This is a genomic window from Flavobacterium sp. LC2016-12 (assembly GCF_015351595.1).
GTDB lineage: Bacteria > Bacteroidota > Bacteroidia > Flavobacteriales > Flavobacteriaceae > Flavobacterium.
Map to the genome: position 1 here is coordinate 152,220 of NZ_JADKPT010000006.1, position 17,396 is coordinate 169,615.

Here is a 17,396-nt window from a genome sequence, read left to right on the forward strand (position 1 = left end):
ATTATTTATCCGTTAATAGTTGCTTTAATTTGTCCCAACGCGGGTCAATATCTTCTTCTTTTTTACTCTCTTTTTTCTCTTCTTTGACTTCTTTTACAGTCAGCTCATTCAGTTTTTTTAAGGCTTCAGTTTGTAAACTTCCATCTTTTACTCCTGGATGAACTCGTTTTAGTGGTACAGAAAGGGCAATCATTTCATAAATGTATTGTGCAACATCTATTTCATGCTCTCCGTGTGGCAAGATTAACAACTCTTCATTATCATTGTTAAATTCATCTCCAAAACGGACAATTAATTTCATTTTCCCTTTTATAGGAAGATCAAAATCTTCGCCTGTTAGATCACAAGGTACGTTTACGGTTCCTTTGTGTTTGAATTCCAACTCTAACATGTTGCTTTTCTTATCTAAAACTAAACTCACTTTGATATCCGAACTTTGAAATTCGTCGTAATCAAAGTTCTCAAAGAACGCGTTACTTATTTGATACTCAAAATGGTGTTTTCCCAGCTTTAATCCTATGAAAGGAATTAAAAATTCTTTTGATTTGCTCATCTTAACATCAATTTGACCAATTCGTATCTAAAACTCAGATACCTGAATTGGGGTGCAAAGATATAAAATTATTATAAAACTAATAATCTTATTCACCTTTTTTTGTTTATAACTGTTTTTCTTTTATTTTAAGAGGTTTTTGGCTAATCTCCTCATACTGATTACGCGAACGAAAAATATCAATCGCGAGATAAACTGCCTCCTTGAATGAATTATAATCTGCCATGTCTTTTCCAGCAATATCGTAGGCTGTACCGTGATCTGGCGATGTTCTTACTCTGTTTAAACCAGCCGTATAATTTACTCCTTTACCAAAAGATAATGTTTTAAACGGAATCAATCCCTGGTCGTGATACGTTGCTACAATAGCATCATATTTTTCATATTGACCACTTCCAAAGAAACCATCAGCAGGGAAAGGACCAAAAACCATCGTTCCTGATTCAAAAATTTTCTTTAAAGCTGGTTTTAAAACCAAATCATCTTCTTTTCCAATCACTCCACCATCACCAGCATGCGGATTTAATCCTAAAACAGCAATTTTTGGCTTTACAATACTAAAATCCTGAATCAAAGATTTTCTTACTGTTTCGATTTTTCTTGTAATTAATTCTTCTGTTAAATGAGATGAAACTTCATTTAATGGAACATGATCCGTCAATAAACCCACTCTCAAATTATCCTGAACCATCATCATCAGCGCATTTCCTTCCAATTCCTGATCTAAATAATCAGTATGACCCGGAAACTTAAATTCTTCTGACTGAATATTATATTTATTAATAGGAGCCGTAACCAAAACATCAATTGTACCTTCCTTCAAAGCTTTAGTAGCTGCAACAAAAGATTTTATGGCATATTCTCCAATTTTCTCATCGTTAGTCCCTAAATTAATATCAACTCCTTCTTTCCAAAGGTTAAAAACATTCACTTTACCGGGTAAAACCTGATCTAACTTATCAACTCCATGAAACTGAATAGTAGAAGTCATACTTTTTTTAACGAAAGAAAGTATTTTAGCATTTGCGAAAATAACCGGCGTGCACATTTCTAACATGCGAGAATCTTCGAATGTTTTAAGTATAACTTCGCTTCCAATACCGTTTAAATCTCCAACCGAAATTCCAACAATTATATTTTCTGCTTTTTTATTCATGAGCTCAGATTATTTATTACTAATTTTGATGTGCAAATTTAGTAAAATAAAACAACAATGTTTACAGGAATTATAGAAACCCTTGGAAGGATTCACGAAATACAAAAAGACCAAAATAATCTTCACATCACAGTCGACTCTTCTATTACAAACGAATTAAAGATTGACCAAAGCGTTTCTCATAACGGAATCTGCTTAACAGTTGTTGCTGTAAAAGATTCACTTTATATCGTAACAGCTATTGACGAAACAATCTTAAAAACAAATATTGGAGATTGGAAAACGGGCGATGTTGTAAATCTGGAAAGAGGAATGAAGCTAGGCGATCGCCTTGACGGACATATCGTACAAGGACACGTAGACCAAACCGGAACCTGCATTAAAATCGAAGAAGCGAACGGAAGCTGGAATTACACTTTTGAATACGACAAAAACCTTAACAACATCACTATAGAAAAAGGTTCAATTACAGTGAATGGAGTTAGTTTAACAGTTGTAAATTCTAAAGCAAATGAATTTAGTGTTTCCATCATACCTTACACCTTTGAAAACACCAACTTCAAAAACTTTAAAGTTGGAACCAAAATAAATTTAGAATTTGATGTTGTGGGCAAATATATTTCAAGACTTTATTCGATAAATAAAATATAAAAACGGAATTCCACAAAAAAAGCTTCCATTTATAAGGAAGCTTTTTTTACTTTATCTTTATATATCATTCCAATTCCCAAAGCTAACCCGGCAACTACCAAATAAACAAGGCTTTGATCGATTGGCGAGCCCGGAACTCCTATACCTCTGTTAATTGCACCACCACCCTTAGCAGTTTTAGACTGATCCGGCGAAGGCGGATGTGGATCTTCAGCAAAAACGCTTGAGATATTTATCACAATTAAAAAAAATGCAAAAAAAATAGCTTTATTGATTTTCATAAGCTTAGCATGCTAATAATTAGCACCGTGTTTATAATTAGACTTGGGGTCGTTTATAGAAATTTCTCACAAAAAACAAGTTTTTTGCTACAATTCTGAAGCAAATGTATAAGTTTTTCTTAAAATTACAACTTTAATCATAAAAAAAAGCCTCATAAAAATTTTATGAAGCTTTTTTACTACGTGGTCCCACCTGGGCTCGAACCAGGGACCACCTGATTATGAGTCAGGTGCTCTAACCAGCTGAGCTATAGGACCGGTTTGAGGATGCAATATTACTACTATTTTTTATTCACTGCAAATATTTTAAGATATGATTTCTATTTAATTTCAAATCTCAACCTCACTATTTCTAAACGCAATTGATTTTCAATGTATTATTTCTTAATAAGTAAATAAGATTTTTTACTTTATTTCCTGACAAAGCTCAACCAAAACCCCATTTGTGTTTTTTGGATGTAAAAAAACGACCAATTTATTATCAGCACCTTTCTTCGGAACTTCATTTATCAACACAAAGCCTTCACTTTTTAAACGGTCTATTTCGGAGTAGATATCTTCCACATCAAAAGCGATGTGATGAATTCCTTCTCCTTTTTTTTCTAAAAACTTTGCAATTGGGCTTTCTGCATTGGTTGCCATTAAAAGCTCAATTTTATTTGTTCCCGTTTGAAAAAAAGAAGTCAAAAGACCTTCACTTTCTACTTCTTCTTCTTTATAAGACGGAACTCCCAATAATTTTTCGAATAATACATTGGCATCATTCATATTTTTAACTGCAATCCCTATATGTTCAATTTTATTTACCATCTCCTTTAATTATTATAATACAAAGATAAACTATAGCTTACTGATTAATGTACGTTTTAAAATAACCACATTCAGCAATAACATCCTGATAATATTTAGTATCAGAATAATCCTTTTTTAAAGCTTTGAATCCACTCCAGGCGATAAAATTAATTTTATCATCTTCAACACTCCACCAATTGGTCACATTATTATACTTTTTATTATAGTAATAATTGCGCTCGCATTTTGCCAATAAATAAATACATTTTGCCTTTTGCTCTTTTGTAGTTGCCGCTTCAAATGCTTTTTGATAGTACATCTTAGACACGTCACAATTGGTAATCATCTTTTTCATTGAATCCCTAAAGGAGTACGGGCTTGAACCGTAACCTACTATACTAATCTCATAAAAAGTTCTTCCATTTCCAAAATGCGTGATATTATAAAACGCATTTCCAAGTAACAAACTATTCGTATAAACCTCTTCTTTTTGAGCCAGTTTATCCTGCATTGACTTTATAGTATTCAAAAATTCAATTTGAGAATATTTCTTCTTTTGATACGCGGCATGTTCACAATCATGGCAATCTTTAATATTCCCATTAAATGGATTTCCTAAGAAATTATGATATTGAACAGAATCTGTTTCTTTAATAAAAGCAATTGCTTCAGTAATTTTATTTTTGAAAGTCGCCTGAACCGCCTGAAAATTATTAATATCTTTTAATTTCAAACTATATATTCCGGCTCCTATTTTTTCTATTTCCGTTTTATCCGTCTTCGTTAAAAAGGCTTTCATCGCTAAAAGATTCTTTTCATTATCATAAAAAGCATTTCCATCATTCCAATAACTGTAACGAGACTCTCCAAATATCTCGGTCATCACCGGATTGTCCGAGGCTTTATATAATGTTGCTAAATAACTTCTACTCCATGAAGAAGCATTTTGATAACGAAACTCCTGTCCTTTATATGTTTTAGGAAGTTCCTGATACAACCAATTTAAATCGGCTAAAATTGTTTTTTCATTAGCATTGGTCAGCTTATCAATTTTGCTCATATTATTTACAAAACGAAGCAATCTTAACTGATATTTCGCCAGTTCTGTTTTAGGCATTATTTTTTCTGCCTTATCAAAATTACTATCTGCATTTGCATAATCTCCTTTTAGTGTCTGTAAATACCCCAAAGCAATATTCCACAAATAGGGTTTTTCAGTATTTGACGCAGTGGTCATTTTCGAAACCAGGTCAAAAGCTTTTTTATCAATTTTACTTTTATTTAATTCTTTAGTTTCAGCAACAGTAAGCTTTTTTGCCGGAACATTTTCTTTTGCACTTTCTTCAAATGAATTATTGATATCCTGCTCTTGTTTATTCACCAATCGGGTAAGTAAATAATTCAGATGCTCACTTTTAGGGTCTAATTCGTAAATCTTTTCAATAGCTTGTGTTTCATCTTTGTAATAACCATGAATCGCCCAAAGCGCAGCTTTCTCTTTATTATCTTTTGCCATCGCTAAAGATTTATTCCAGTCCGTTTCATTCTGCGGATGAAAACTATAAGCCGTCACAACTCTCATTTCAGGACATTTATCAAAAACCTGAGCATATAAATAATTCGATTCCGAATATTTTTTCTGCTGATATTTTATTCCTGCCACATAAGAAAGTGCACGATAATACAATATATTTTTAGGAACTGATTTTTCTGTTTTATTGAAAAACTCAACCGCTTTTGGTTTATTACTACTATAAAAATAAGCTTTGACCGTTAAAAACCAATATCTGTTTTTCAAGAAAGCATCTGATGTCGTGTTATAAACATTCTCAATTGACTGAATCATTTTTAAATCATTAAAAGTCTTCGCCACTACAGGATCATAACTCCAATAATCATCTCCAATAGAAACCGTTTCAATTTTTTGTGCCAAATACAAAAATTCGATAAAACTCTTAATTTTATCGTCTTTCAAATTTAATTTCTTCCCCCATTTTAGAGAAGCTGCATTTGCTTTTTTAGTCTTAAAAAATACGTGAAGATCTGTAATCTCCGCTTTATTTTTCGCAGCTTTAGCTTCATCAGAATATCTTGGTGTAAGATCTCCAATTAAAAAATATCTTACGGTTGCCGTATCTACTTTTGCTTTCAAATAAGTATTCCAGTCCGATTTTAAATCTTCATTGAACCTTGAATTGTGTTGGGTGTCAAATCCAATTCCGTAAAAAACGTCTCCTGACAAAAAAAGTGGAGAATAGGATTTATCTGTAAAAGTTTCAGGAGTGAAATTAGAATTATAACCGAAAAAATCCCAGTCGTCTCCACCGCCGCAAGCATAAATTATTCCGTAAACAGCAAATAAGGCTACACTAGAAACAAGAAACAACTTGTTCAAAAATATTCTTTTCATAATTTTTTAAATTGAATTCATCTAAATCGTAAAATATAATTTCCTTTGGAGCGTTTGCCACATTTTCATTCAACTCCTCTCCTATTGTTTTTAAATCTTCAGCAGAAATCGCTTCAATCTTCAGGGCATCGCCTTCCTCATAAAAAAATCCGTTTTTGTAATTTGACTTTTTTACTTTAAAAAACAGAGCATTAAGCTGTTCAAAATTTTTGTCTTTTTTTAGCTCCGCAACATTCAATTTAGAACGCAGACCAATCACTTTTTGATTTCTGATATGAATTGCCCAGGAATAAATTGGCAGCGCAATGTCCAGATGCAGAGGATACTTTTTCAAGCTTTTGAGGTATCTTTCTGCAATTTCGTGATCATAAATAGAATTTACAGAATCGGGAGCAATTGTCCCCATGTTGTAATACATCAAAACACCTGAATCAACATTTGGAATTTTAGTCTTTTTAAAATACTTAACCTGATGCAGTCGAATTGTCGCAGAGAGTTTTTTATGAGAAAGCCTCTTAAATCGTTCTATAAACTTTAAATAATTGTCTTTACTAGCAAGTGTCCAATCGCAATCAATTTGAATTTCATGACAATTTATTTTGTTTTTGACATTAATTTGATCTACTAAATGAAAGGTTTTCTCCGCCAGATCATCAATTTCAATATTTGATTTTAACAGGACTTTATTTTGAATAAAAACTACAGGAACAACATCAAATTTATTGCCGTTTTCCTGAAAATGTATCGGACTAACAGGAATTGGCTCTGTCGTTTTGGGATGTAAACCAATATCAAAATACCGAATATAAAGTTTCTTAACATTATTATCTTTTAAAACTTCTTTTTCTGTTGCTGATAATCTGAAAACCGTTTTCCAATAATAAAAAGCAATAATTGGCTCATCATTTTTACTACAGGCGGTTATTAAGAAAACGAAGAAAATCAGAAAAGACTTTTTAATCAAAACGAAGAGAAATTATATTTTGGATCTCAAAAGTAAGAAATTATATCAAATTAACCGTTTTGAATTTAATAAATACAAAAAAACTTAAATGCCCTAAATCCTAATAAATAGATAAAAAATTTCGCTTAAAGCAAATATAATCGTTATTTTGTGCAATCAAATTCAAAAACTGTTATGTTGAAAAACAACTTTAAATATATTCCATTTTTACTGGTATTTTTAATGATGAGCTGCGCCAAAAGAGGAAGCATCACCGGAGGATTAAAAGACACTCTGGCTCCTGTTTTAAAATACAGCACACCTAAAAATTTCAGCACCGATTTTAAGGCAAAAGAGATTATTTTGACATTTGATGAATATGTAAAACTTAAAAATACCAATAAGCAATTGATCATTTCGCCTCCAATGAAGCAACAACCGATCATTTTGCCAACTACTGCAAGTAAAGAAATTACCATAAAAATTTTAGATACTTTACAGCCCAACACTACTTATAGTATGAATTTTGGTCAAAGTATTGCAGATAACAATGAGGGAAATGCATACAATCAATTCAAATATGTTTTTTCTACCGGGTCTTATATCGATTCACTTTCAATAGGCGGAAAAATAAAAGATGCGTACGAGAAAAACGTCGATAACTTTGTCTCAGTTATGCTTTATGAAGTTAATGACAAATTTAAAGATTCTGTTGTTTACAAGGAATTCCCAAGATACATCACAAACACATTAGATAGTTTACGAACTTTTAAATTAGAAAACCTAAAGGCTGGAAAATATCTTTTAGTTGCTTTAAAAGACAAAGGAAACAACAATAAATTTAATCCGAAAGACGACAAAATAGGCTTCATTAAACACTACATTACAGTACCAAATGATACTCTTTTTGAATTGGAACTTTTTAAGGAATCACAACCTTTAAAAGCTCTAAAACCAATACAAGCTTCTGGAAATCGATTATTCCTTCCGTATGACAGCAAACAGGATTTCACGAACTCTAAACCTAAAGTAGTCCTTAAAAACAATGGTGAAATTTTAGAATCTATTGTAACGAGATTTCCTAAAAAAGATTCTTTGCAGGTTTGGTATAAACCCATAAAAGTTGACTCTTTATCGATGGAAATCAGCAATGAGAATTACAATAAAAAATTCACATTTAAAATTAAAGATCAGAAAAAAGACACGCTGAATATTACAGCCAAGCAAAATGGAGTTCTCAATTTCAGAGACCGTTTTACGCTAGAAACAGCTACTCCTTTGGTAAAATTTGACAAATCAAAGATTAATTTAATCAATAAAGATTCGATTGCGGTCGATTTTACTACTGAATATGACGAATTCGACCAAAAGCTCTATGTTGATTTCAAGAAAGAACCTTTACAAAAATACAAGTTCACTTTTTTACCAGGTGCTTTAACGGATTTATTCGATAAGACAAACGATACCTTATCGTACAGGTTAACCACTAAAGAATATGCCGATTATGGTAATTTAATTTTGAATTTAAAGAATGTAAAACGCTTCCCTATTATTGTCGAATTGACCAATAAAAAAGGTGATATTGTTCTTGCCAGTCAGTATTCTGACGGGCAAACTAAACTTACATTTGATTTACTGGAACCGAATTCATTTACACTTCGAATAACGTACGATGATAACAAAAATAAAGTTTACGATTCGGGAAATTTCTTAAAGAAAACTTACGCTGAAGAAGTGTTTTATTATCAAAAAGAAATTGATGTCCGAACGAATTGGGATGTCGATGAAACAGTTGATATGAGCATCCCTTATAACCCTGAACTGGAGAAAAAAGAAGACGAGAAAAAGAAAAAAGAGCAAGTTAAAAAGAGCAAAGCCTTTTAAATTTTAACGTAAAACCAGTTAAAAAAGTGAACGGCGTGGAAATACAAAAAAAATCATTTTACGAAACAAAACCATGAAGAAGAAATTGTTGTTGTAAATGAGCTTTAAATCTTTATTTCAAAAAAATCTTTATCACTCAAAAAATCAAGCTTTTTGCGTGTTTCCAACATTGCGTTTTTATCTAAGTCGACTATAAAAACACCTTCAATTTCTTGTGGCTCCAGAATATAATTTCCCAAATAATCAACCGCTTGCGAATGTCCGATATGTTCATAATTATGAGCATCCAAACCAATTCTATTGACTCCAACTACATAACTTAGGTTTTCAACAGCCCTTGCCTTCAATAAAATATCCCAGGCATTGGTGCGCACTTTTGGCCAATTGGCCACATACAAAATGAGGTCGTAACTCTCGACATTTCGCACAAAAACCGGAAATCTTAAATCATAACAAACCTGAAGGCAAATTTTCCAGCCTAAATAATCAACGATTACTTTTTCTTTTCCGCTCGTATACGTTTGATCTTCGCCGGCAAGAGAAAATAAATGGCGTTTATCGTAATATTGTATTTCTCCTGACGGATAAACAAACAACATTCGATTATAAAACTGATTATTCTCTTTAATAATCACACTACCAGTAAGAGCACATCTTTTCTGTATTGCCATCGATTTCATCCACAACACCGTGTCACCATTCATAGCTTCTGCCATTACTAAAGCGTTCATAGTAAATCCGGTAGAGAACATTTCAGGCAAAACAATTAAATCAGCTTTTAAATCGGTTTGATTAATCTTGGATTCAAAGTTATTTCTGTTTTTTAAAGAGTCTTCCCAGCAAAGATCTGATTGAATAAGTGCAATTTTCATCCTTCAAAAATACGAATTTTAAGATAAAAATTATTTTTTCCATTAAAATCACTTTCTGCAAAAATTTCTCAAACCAGCTCGAAAAACCTCAACTATTTTGGAATTTAAAAATCGTTCAGCAAAAATAATTGCAAAAAAAATGCAATTATTGCAAAAAAAATGCAAATAAGAAAAATTAATATTTATATTTGATCGCCAATAAAAAACCAAAAAAAACATGAAAACCAAAGAATTATGAAAACAAAGCTAATTTCATTAGTGTTTATTGGGGGGATAATCTTCTCAGCAAATGCAAAAGAGGTTGCAATTAAAAAGCACCTTTTTGAACAAAAAAGCAATCAAGTGGAAATCACTGGCCAGATTTTAGGCCAGGATGACGGAATGCCAATTGCCGGAGCTACTATTTATGCTGAAAGCAATAGTAAGCTAGCAGCAATATCTGATGAAAACGGAAAATTCAAATTAACTGTTCCAGAAAATGAAGCTCACGTTATTATAACCTACATGGGCTACGAAACTTTATCTTTTGCCCTAATTAAAACTACAGATTTAGTGATTAGATTAAAGCCTGCAGAAAATGTTTTAGACCAGGTTGTAGTAACCGCTCTTGGTGTTAAAAAAAGCAGCAAATCAATTGCATACGCAGTAACTGAACTTAAAGGAACCGAATTTACAAAGGCGAAAGAAACCAATATCGCCAATGCTTTAGTAGGTAAAATTGCCGGTGTGAATGTGAGTAGTACAGCAACAGGCCCTAACGGGTCAACCAGAGTAGTAATTCGCGGAAACGGTTCCTTAAACGGAAACAACCAACCTATGTATGTTGTAAATGATTTACCAATTGATAACACGCAACTTAACCTTCCAGGAATTGGAAATGGTGCCGGATCCACAAGAATCAACGTTGACAGAGGTGACGGAACTGCTGTTATAAATCCTGATGACATCAAAACGATTACGGTCTTAAAAGGAGGAACTGCTGCTGCATTGTATGGCGCAAATGCCGCAAATGGTGTAATTTTAATTCAAACTAAAAGAGGCTCAGCACAAAAAGGAATTGGAGTAGAATACAATACTTCCTTTACTTTTGAAACTCCATCGATCATACCAGATTGGCAGTATGAATATGGCTCAGGAGCACTTGGAAAAAAACCGACCACACAGGCAGAAGCAATAGCAGCTGGTCGCTGGTCGTGGGGAGAAAAAATGGACGGAACAAATGTAATACAGTTTGACGGCGTTGCGAGACCATACGTTGCGCAAAAAAATAATATTAAAAACTTCTACGAAACCGGAACCACTTTTATAAATTCAATCGCTTTAGCTGGTGGAAATGAAAAAGCGACAGGACGTCTTTCCTTCACAAACCTGGACAACGAAGGAGTTGTTCCTAATTCTGATTTCAATCGAAAAAGCGTCAATATTGCGAGTGATGTTAACTTAACGAACTGGTTAAAATTTGACGTTGTGGCACAATACAATATTGAAAAATCAAATAACAGAACAACTGTATCAGACGCTGAAGCTAATCCGAACTGGGCAACTTATATGATTGCTAATACAGTTGACATTAGAAACCTTTCTCCTGGTTATGATGAAAATGGTATCGAAGAAGCCTGGAATCCTGTTGCAGTAGCCACAAATCCGTATTACACGATCAACAAAATCAAAAACAGCGACACTAAAAACCGTTTTATCGGAATGTTGAATGTGAAATTGAACTTTACTCCTGAATTATTTCTACAGGGAAGAATTGGACAAGATTTTACTGATTATGAGTTCTTCGGATATATTCCAAAAACAACTTTAAACAATCCGGTGGGATATGCACAAGGTTCCAGACTGAAAATTTCTAATCTGAATTCTGAAGCAATTCTTAATTATACTAAGAAAAATATTTATGGCGATTTCTCTTTAAACGCGTTAGTTGGTGTTAACTCCCGTACTAATTTAAGAGACGAAATAAGAGTTGAAGGTTCTAATTTTGTATTAGATGATTTTTATGCTTTGAGTAATTTATCGACTTTGACGTATAGCTATCCTTACGGAAAAACGAAAACAAATTCGGTTTACGGAGCAGCAGATTTTGATTATAAAAACATTGTATTTTTGAACGTTACAGGTCGTCAGGATTGGTTCTCTACACTTTCAAAAGACAACAACACCGTGTTTTACCCTTCAGTTGGAACGAGTGTTATCCTTTCGGATATTGTAACAATGCCTGACTGGATTTCATTTACAAAACTTAGATCTTCATGGGCTCAGGTTGGAGGTGCGACACCGGATCCTTATGCATTGAATCAATCTTACTCAATGAGTCAGGGCGGACACAATGGTCAGCAATTACAAGGACCAACAGGTTCAAGAGTTCCTAATTCTACTTTAAGTCCGTTAACATCAACAACATTTGAAGTTGGAGCTGATTTAGGATTTTTTCGTAATCGCTTAAACCTTGACTTTGCGTGGTACAATCGTGCAACAACAAATGATATTGTCGAAACTACTATTTCAACTGCTTCAGGAGCCAATACGGCGTTGCTAAATCTTGGAAAAATGAGAAATAAAGGAGTTGAATTCTTACTTAGCGGTAAAATTATTAATTCAAAAGATTTTTCATGGGATGCAAGTTTTAACGGATCTTATAATGAAAATACCGTTGAAGCACTTACTGATCAGTTAACATCAATTACAATGGCAACTTCTGTAAACGGATATGTAACGATAACAAGTGATGTAGGGCGTCCGTACAGTATCATCAAAGGTTACAAACCGCGTAAAGATGCAAATGGAAATACAGTTTACAACGTAAGTGGCGGTTCCGCAACTATTGCACAAGGTCCGCTTGAAGAGTTAGGTCAGGGGGTTCATCCATGGGCGGCCGGAATCAGCAATGAATTCAAATATAAGAACATATCATTTAGCTTTTTAATCGATGGAAAATTCGGAGGTAGTCTATATTCCGGAACTGATTTATACGGAACACGTATGGGATTAACAAAATTGACCTTAGAAGGACGTGAAAACGGACTACCAATAAAAGGTGTCGACACAAACGGAAATCCTGTTGATATGGTAATTGCTCCTGAAAACCTAAGAACTTATTACGATGGTTTAAGAAACATATCTTCCACTTTTATTTATGATGCCAGTTTCATAAAACTAAGACAAGTAATTTTAGGTTATCAATTGCCTCTTGAAAAAATCAAAGGTTTATCTAAACTTCAGGGAGCTTCTGTCTCATTTATTGCAAGAAACTTATTCATTCTTTATAAGAAAACACCAAATGTAGATCCGGAATCTGTATTTAGTGCCGGTAATGCTCAGGGTGTAGAACAATTTGGAGTACCAAAAACCAGAAGTTTCGGTTTAAGTTTAAATGTGAAATTCTAAAATTAAAAGACATGAAAAAGATAACCATTTTATATATGACAGGCCTGCTTTTAGGAAGCATGAGTTCCTGTACCAAAGATTTCGAAGAAATCAACACTAATCCTAATGTGGTTGAAAAACCAAATCCGAATTACATTTTCAGTAAAGCACAATTAGACGGTTTAAACAATAATTATTTTTTTACCAACATTCTTGAATGTGGCGGAATGTTACAGCATTATGCTACTTATAAAGAAGCTTCAGGAGTTGGTGATAAATATCTAAGTAATGAAGTATATTATTCTGCTTATTTTAATCAGGTATATCCTTTGGCCTTAAATGAGACAGAAATTGTAATTAATGCCGTAAAAAGCAATCCAAACGATAGCAACAAATTAAATATCGCCAGAATTTGGAAAGCCTATTTATACCACAGAATTACAGATTTATATGGCGATATTCCCTATTCTGAAGCTGCAAAAGCAAACAGTGAACAAATCTTTCTTCCAAAATATGATTCTCAGGAATCTATCTACAAAGATTTACTAAAAGAACTTGACGAAGCTGCTACAGCATTAGACGCATCCAAACCAAGTTTTGGCGGAGCCGATTTTATTTACAATGGCGACGTAGCAAAATGGAAAAAATTCTCGTATTCTCTAATGCTTCGTTTAGGATTGCGTTTGACTAAAGTTGATGCAGATTTAGCAAAAACATGGGTTACCAAAGCTATTGCGGGTGGTGTCATTTTAAACGGAACTGATAATGCCATCATGAAATACACAGATGGGCCAAATGATTTTAATAGAAATCCTGTTGGTTTTGATTCAAGAAGACAAGATTTCACAGCAGGATCCTACGGTCAGAAAAATGTTGAAGGAGGAAAACTGGCCAAAACTTTTATTGATCTATTACAAGCAACTGCCGATCCACGAATCAGTGTTTATGCAGGAGTCTGGCAGGGGACAGTACAGAACACCACACTTGCCGTTCAAAAAGGTTTCCCTAACGGAACTAAAACTGCTCCACCAGCAGCTGAGCAGGCAACTTATTCTGAACCGAATCAAAGTACTGTTTTTAAATATGATGCTCCACTTGTATTGATAAGCAATGCAGAAACCAATTTATATTTGGCAGAGGCTGCTGCAAGAGGATGGTATACTGGGGAAACAGATAAAGATTTATACGAAAAAGGGGTAAAAGCTTCCTTCTTAAACATGGGAATTTATGGCGCAGCTTATGCCATTACAGATGCAACTGCTTATTTAACTCTAAATCCGTTTAATACAGCGGGATCTTTTGAAGCAAAAATGAACCAAATTCACACACAGATTTACATCGCATTATTTGTAGATGAACAAGAAATTTATTCCAACTGGAGAAGAACAGGCTACCCTGTTTTAATACCAGTAAATTTCCCTGGTAACGTTACAAACGGTACAATTCCAAGACGTTTCAAATACCCAACGAGCGAATATTCAGTCAATTCAACTAACTTAGCAGAAGCGATCAAACGCCAGGGTGAAGATACATTTACAACTAAAATCTGGTGGGATAAATAATAATACAAAAGATAAATGAGCATTTTAATTCTTACGGCATGCATTGCGTTTTTAATCATTCAGATAGCCTGGTTTAAAATCAATCCGTTTATTGCCTTTATCATAACAGCTTTATTAGCAGGTCTATTTTTAGGCCTGCCAATAAACACTTTGTCACAAACGGTTCAAAAAGGTTTGGGAGATATGTTAGGATCTATTACTTTGATTATTGTTTTCGGAACCTGTATTGGTAAACTTACCGTCTCATCAGGCGCCGCCAATGTCATTGCCAAAACTGTTATGGGATGGACAGGCAAAAAATATGTTCGTTTAGGATTAATGATTACCGGATTTATTGTTGGGATACCGCTTTTCTATAGTGTTGGATTTGTCTTGTTAGTCCCTCTAATCTTTTCAGTGGCCCACCAATTTAAACTTTCAAAAGTATATCTGGGAATTCCAATGTTGGCGTCGCTATCAGTAGCACATGGTTTTTTGCCCCCACATCCGTCTCCAATGGCTTTAAGTAGTATTTTGAATGCAGATATCGGACTAGTTTTAGTATACGGGATTATAATTGCAATCCCAACTATTTTTATTGCCGGTTTATTGTTTTCGAATTTACTTAAGAATTTTAAAACTGAATCCAATCATGAAATTCTGAATGTTGAAGAAGTTATAAACGAAGGAAAGCAACCTGGTTTTACGCTTAGTTTATTCTCTTCTTTATTTCCAGTTTTCGGATTAACAATAACTTCAATATTGCCTTTACTTTCAGCTAATGAAACCTTGCTAAACATTTGCAAAACAATTGGCGAGCCAAGTATGATTATGCTAATTTCTTTACTGATCTGCACTTACACTTTAGGCCTCAGAATGAACCGAAGCATTACATCAGTAATGGATGATTATGCCGTTGCTATAAAAGATGTTGCTTTAATTATTTTGATTATTGGCGGTGCCGGCGCCTTAAAAGAAGTAATGACTGTAAGCGGCGTAAGCGAAACTATTGTATCCATTCTAACCCAAACCAATATTCATCCGTATTTATTGGCCTGGATCATGGCAGCAATTATTCGCATCTGCGTTGGCTCTGCAACAGCTGCCGGATTAATGACTGCCAGCGTTTTGCTACCTTTACTACAAGCTAACAACCTAGATCCAAATCTATTAGTTTTATCTGTTGGTGCCGGAAGCTTAATGTGCTCTCATGTAAATGACCCGGGATTTTGGATGTTCAAAGAATATTTCAACATCAGTCTGAAAGATACTTTTAAATCATGGACCGTCATGGAATCCTTAGTCTCCGTTTTAGGAATTGTTTTCGTTTTTATTTTAAACTCTATAATACATTAATATCATGAATTTATTACCTCAGGAAAAATTTGAAACCCTTGGTTTATCCTTACCGCCAGCGCCTCAACCTCTTGGTATATACAAACCTTATCTAGTAGATGGAAAATATTTATACCTCTCAGGTCACGGCCCGGTTCGTGATGACAAATCTTTAATCATAGGAAGGATTGGCGACGATATGGATATCGAAGAAGGCAAATTGGCCGCAAGACAAGTTGGCTTAACCATGCTTTCGACAATTGTAACCAATTTTGGCAGTTTAAACAAAGTAAAAAGAGTTATCAAAGTACTTGGAATGGTGAATTGCAATGGCGATTTCTTAAGACATCCTTACGTGATAAACGGCTGCAGCGAATTGTTTGCAGAAGTATGGGGACAAGAAAACGGAATTGGAGTAAGAAGCGCCGTAGGAATGGGATCGTTACCAGATAATATTCCGGTTGAAGTTGAAGCGGTTTTCGAATTATATTAAAGTTATGCCACAGATTAAATGATTAACATTGATTTTTTTATTGAATCATTAAGATATTTAATCTATGGCAAAAAAAATAAACGCATGAATACAAATACACCACAAACAAGAATTGCAACTTTCGGAGAATTATTACTTCGGATGAGTGTTGCAGATGGAAATCGGTTTACGCAGGCCAGTGAAATAAAAGTTCATGTAGGCGGTGCCGAAGCTAACGTTTGTGTTTTACTTTCTCAACTCGGTATCCAAACCGATTATATTACCCGATTACCGCAAAATGATCTGGCACAATTGGCTTTAAACGAACTTCAAAAATATAAGGTAAATACATCCAAATGTGTATATGGCGGAGAACGTCTAGGTTTATATTTTGTAGAAGCCGGAAATCAAATCAGGCAATCGCAGGTTATTTACGACCGCAGCAATTCTTCATTTGCGACTATTAAGGAAAATGAAATTGACTGGGATTTGGCTTTCGCCGACGTAACTCATTTTCACTGGTCCGGAATTAGTCCGGGAGTTTCAAATGAAGCTGGTTTGGTTTGCAAAGAAGCGATTCTTAAAGCACATGAAAAAGGATTACCCATTTCTTCTGATTTTAATTACAGATCCAAACTTTGGCAATACGGAAAACATCCTTCTGAAATTATGCCCGATTTACTTCAATACAGTACCATTACTGTTGCAGATTTAGATGCTATAGAAATTTACTTTGGAATAAAAACCGATAAAAACGAAAGCGACGCAAATCGTTTTCAGAAAACATACGAATTATTAAACGAGAGAATGCCTTTTCTACAAACACTGGCCATGAGTTTTAGAAAATCTGATGGATTAGCTCATTTATACAAAGGAATGCTACTTCACGAAGGTCGTTTTTACGAAACCAAAGAATACAAAATACATTTGGTAACCGATCAAATCGGATCCGGAGATGCTTTTAACGCAGGGCTATTATATGGATTGTCCAATAAATTATCTTCACAAGAATGCATCGATTGGGCAACTGCCTGCGGAGTCATCAAACAAAGTATACACGGAGATTTTGCCATGAGCAATCCAACAGAAATAAGTCATTTTATAGCAAATGGCGCAAGTAACAGAATCAATAGATAA

14 protein-coding genes and 1 tRNA gene are annotated in these 17,396 nt (G+C 34.1%); 7 read left to right on the plus strand and 8 right to left on the minus strand.

The window, feature by feature from the left end:
* Window position 1: 1 nt before the first annotated feature.
* Window positions 2–553 carry a DUF177 domain-containing protein gene (locus tag IRZ99_RS11940; RefSeq protein WP_194657472.1) on the minus strand — a complete coding sequence of 184 codons (552 nt, stop codon included), beginning with the start codon at window positions 551–553 and terminating at the stop codon, window positions 2–4.
* 106 nt (window positions 554–659) lie between these two features.
* Window positions 660–1,709 carry a 4-hydroxythreonine-4-phosphate dehydrogenase PdxA gene (gene pdxA, locus IRZ99_RS11945; protein WP_194657473.1) on the minus strand — a complete coding sequence of 350 codons (1,050 nt, stop codon included), beginning with the start codon at window positions 1,707–1,709 and terminating at the stop codon, window positions 660–662.
* Between the two features lie 57 nt (window positions 1,710–1,766).
* Here pdxA and IRZ99_RS11950 point away from each other — a divergent pair, with 57 nt between their 5' ends.
* Window positions 1,767–2,360: a riboflavin synthase gene (locus IRZ99_RS11950; protein WP_194657474.1), complete on the plus strand. Its 594-nt coding sequence runs from the start codon at window positions 1,767–1,769 to the stop codon at window positions 2,358–2,360.
* A gap of 29 nt (window positions 2,361–2,389) precedes the next feature.
* On the opposite strand, the gene IRZ99_RS11955 is transcribed toward IRZ99_RS11950, so the two are convergent.
* From IRZ99_RS11955 to IRZ99_RS11975, 5 genes are all read right to left on the minus strand, one after another.
* Complete coding sequence (locus IRZ99_RS11955) at window positions 2,390–2,641, minus strand: hypothetical protein (protein WP_194657475.1); 252 nt, start codon at window positions 2,639–2,641, stop codon at window positions 2,390–2,392.
* 184 nt (window positions 2,642–2,825) lie between these two features.
* Window positions 2,826–2,899: transfer RNA gene (locus IRZ99_RS11960), tRNA-Ile, on the minus strand.
* A gap of 147 nt (window positions 2,900–3,046) precedes the next feature.
* Window positions 3,047–3,451: a methylmalonyl-CoA epimerase gene (mce, locus tag IRZ99_RS11965; RefSeq protein ID WP_194657476.1), complete on the minus strand. Its 405-nt coding sequence runs from the start codon at window positions 3,449–3,451 to the stop codon at window positions 3,047–3,049.
* Window positions 3,452–3,488: 37 nt separating this feature from the next.
* Entirely contained in the window at window positions 3,489–5,843 is a 2,355-nt protein-coding gene (locus IRZ99_RS11970) for a hypothetical protein (RefSeq protein ID WP_194657477.1), read from the minus strand.
* Window positions 5,803–6,807 carry a hypothetical protein gene (locus IRZ99_RS11975; RefSeq protein ID WP_194657478.1) on the minus strand — a complete coding sequence of 335 codons (1,005 nt, stop codon included), beginning with the start codon at window positions 6,805–6,807 and terminating at the stop codon, window positions 5,803–5,805. The genes IRZ99_RS11970 and IRZ99_RS11975 overlap by 41 nt, the downstream gene beginning before the upstream one ends.
* Window positions 6,808–6,981: 174 nt before the next feature.
* Here IRZ99_RS11975 and IRZ99_RS11980 point away from each other — a divergent pair, with 174 nt between their 5' ends.
* Window positions 6,982–8,670 (plus strand): Ig-like domain-containing protein, encoded by a 1,689-nt coding sequence (locus IRZ99_RS11980; protein WP_194657479.1) that lies wholly within the window; start codon window positions 6,982–6,984, stop codon window positions 8,668–8,670.
* 104 nt (window positions 8,671–8,774) lie between these two features.
* Here IRZ99_RS11980 and IRZ99_RS11985 read toward each other — a convergent pair whose 3' ends face one another.
* A complete protein-coding gene (locus IRZ99_RS11985) occupies window positions 8,775–9,542 on the minus strand; it encodes a nitrilase family protein (protein WP_194657480.1) in 768 nt (255 codons plus the stop codon).
* A gap of 234 nt (window positions 9,543–9,776) precedes the next feature.
* On the opposite strand from IRZ99_RS11985, the gene IRZ99_RS11990 reads away from it, so the two are divergent.
* From IRZ99_RS11990 to IRZ99_RS12010, 5 genes are all read left to right on the plus strand, one after another.
* Window positions 9,777–12,932 (plus strand): SusC/RagA family TonB-linked outer membrane protein, encoded by a 3,156-nt coding sequence (locus tag IRZ99_RS11990; RefSeq protein ID WP_194657481.1) that lies wholly within the window; start codon window positions 9,777–9,779, stop codon window positions 12,930–12,932.
* 11 nt (window positions 12,933–12,943) lie between these two features.
* A complete protein-coding gene (locus IRZ99_RS11995) occupies window positions 12,944–14,473 on the plus strand; it encodes a SusD/RagB family nutrient-binding outer membrane lipoprotein (protein WP_194657482.1) in 1,530 nt (509 codons plus the stop codon).
* 15 nt (window positions 14,474–14,488) lie between these two features.
* Complete coding sequence (locus tag IRZ99_RS12000; RefSeq protein WP_194657483.1) at window positions 14,489–15,808, plus strand: GntP family permease; 1,320 nt, start codon at window positions 14,489–14,491, stop codon at window positions 15,806–15,808.
* A 4-nt stretch (window positions 15,809–15,812) separates the two neighbouring features.
* Window positions 15,813–16,280, plus strand: coding sequence for a RidA family protein (locus IRZ99_RS12005; RefSeq protein ID WP_042565550.1), 468 nt, complete (start codon window positions 15,813–15,815; stop codon window positions 16,278–16,280).
* An 84-nt stretch (window positions 16,281–16,364) separates the two neighbouring features.
* On the plus strand, window positions 16,365–17,396 hold the full coding sequence (locus IRZ99_RS12010) for a sugar kinase (RefSeq protein WP_194657484.1): 1,032 nt from the start codon (window positions 16,365–16,367) through the stop codon (window positions 17,394–17,396).

Excerpts from the sequence above, each read along its gene's own strand:
- IRZ99_RS11940 (WP_194657472.1), bottom strand. The coding sequence starts at position 553 with ATGAGCAAATCAAAAGAATTTTTAATTCCTTTCATAGGATTAAAGCTG.
- pdxA (WP_194657473.1), bottom strand. The coding sequence starts at position 1,709 with ATGAATAAAAAAGCAGAAAATATAATTGTTGGAATTTCGGTTGGAGAT.
- IRZ99_RS11950 (WP_194657474.1), top strand. The coding sequence starts at position 1,767 with ATGTTTACAGGAATTATAGAAACCCTTGGAAGGATTCACGAAATACAA.
- IRZ99_RS11955 (WP_194657475.1), bottom strand. The coding sequence starts at position 2,641 with ATGAAAATCAATAAAGCTATTTTTTTTGCATTTTTTTTAATTGTGATA.
- mce (WP_194657476.1), bottom strand. The coding sequence starts at position 3,451 with ATGGTAAATAAAATTGAACATATAGGGATTGCAGTTAAAAATATGAAT.
- IRZ99_RS11970 (WP_194657477.1), bottom strand. The coding sequence starts at position 5,843 with ATGAAAAGAATATTTTTGAACAAGTTGTTTCTTGTTTCTAGTGTAGCC.
- IRZ99_RS11980 (WP_194657479.1), top strand. The coding sequence starts at position 6,982 with ATGTTGAAAAACAACTTTAAATATATTCCATTTTTACTGGTATTTTTA.
- IRZ99_RS11985 (WP_194657480.1), bottom strand. The coding sequence starts at position 9,542 with ATGAAAATTGCACTTATTCAATCAGATCTTTGCTGGGAAGACTCTTTA.
- IRZ99_RS11990 (WP_194657481.1), top strand. The coding sequence starts at position 9,777 with ATGAAAACAAAGCTAATTTCATTAGTGTTTATTGGGGGGATAATCTTC.
- IRZ99_RS11995 (WP_194657482.1), top strand. The coding sequence starts at position 12,944 with ATGAAAAAGATAACCATTTTATATATGACAGGCCTGCTTTTAGGAAGC.
- IRZ99_RS12000 (WP_194657483.1), top strand. The coding sequence starts at position 14,489 with ATGAGCATTTTAATTCTTACGGCATGCATTGCGTTTTTAATCATTCAG.
- IRZ99_RS12005 (WP_042565550.1), top strand. The coding sequence starts at position 15,813 with ATGAATTTATTACCTCAGGAAAAATTTGAAACCCTTGGTTTATCCTTA.
- IRZ99_RS12010 (WP_194657484.1), top strand. The coding sequence starts at position 16,365 with ATGAATACAAATACACCACAAACAAGAATTGCAACTTTCGGAGAATTA.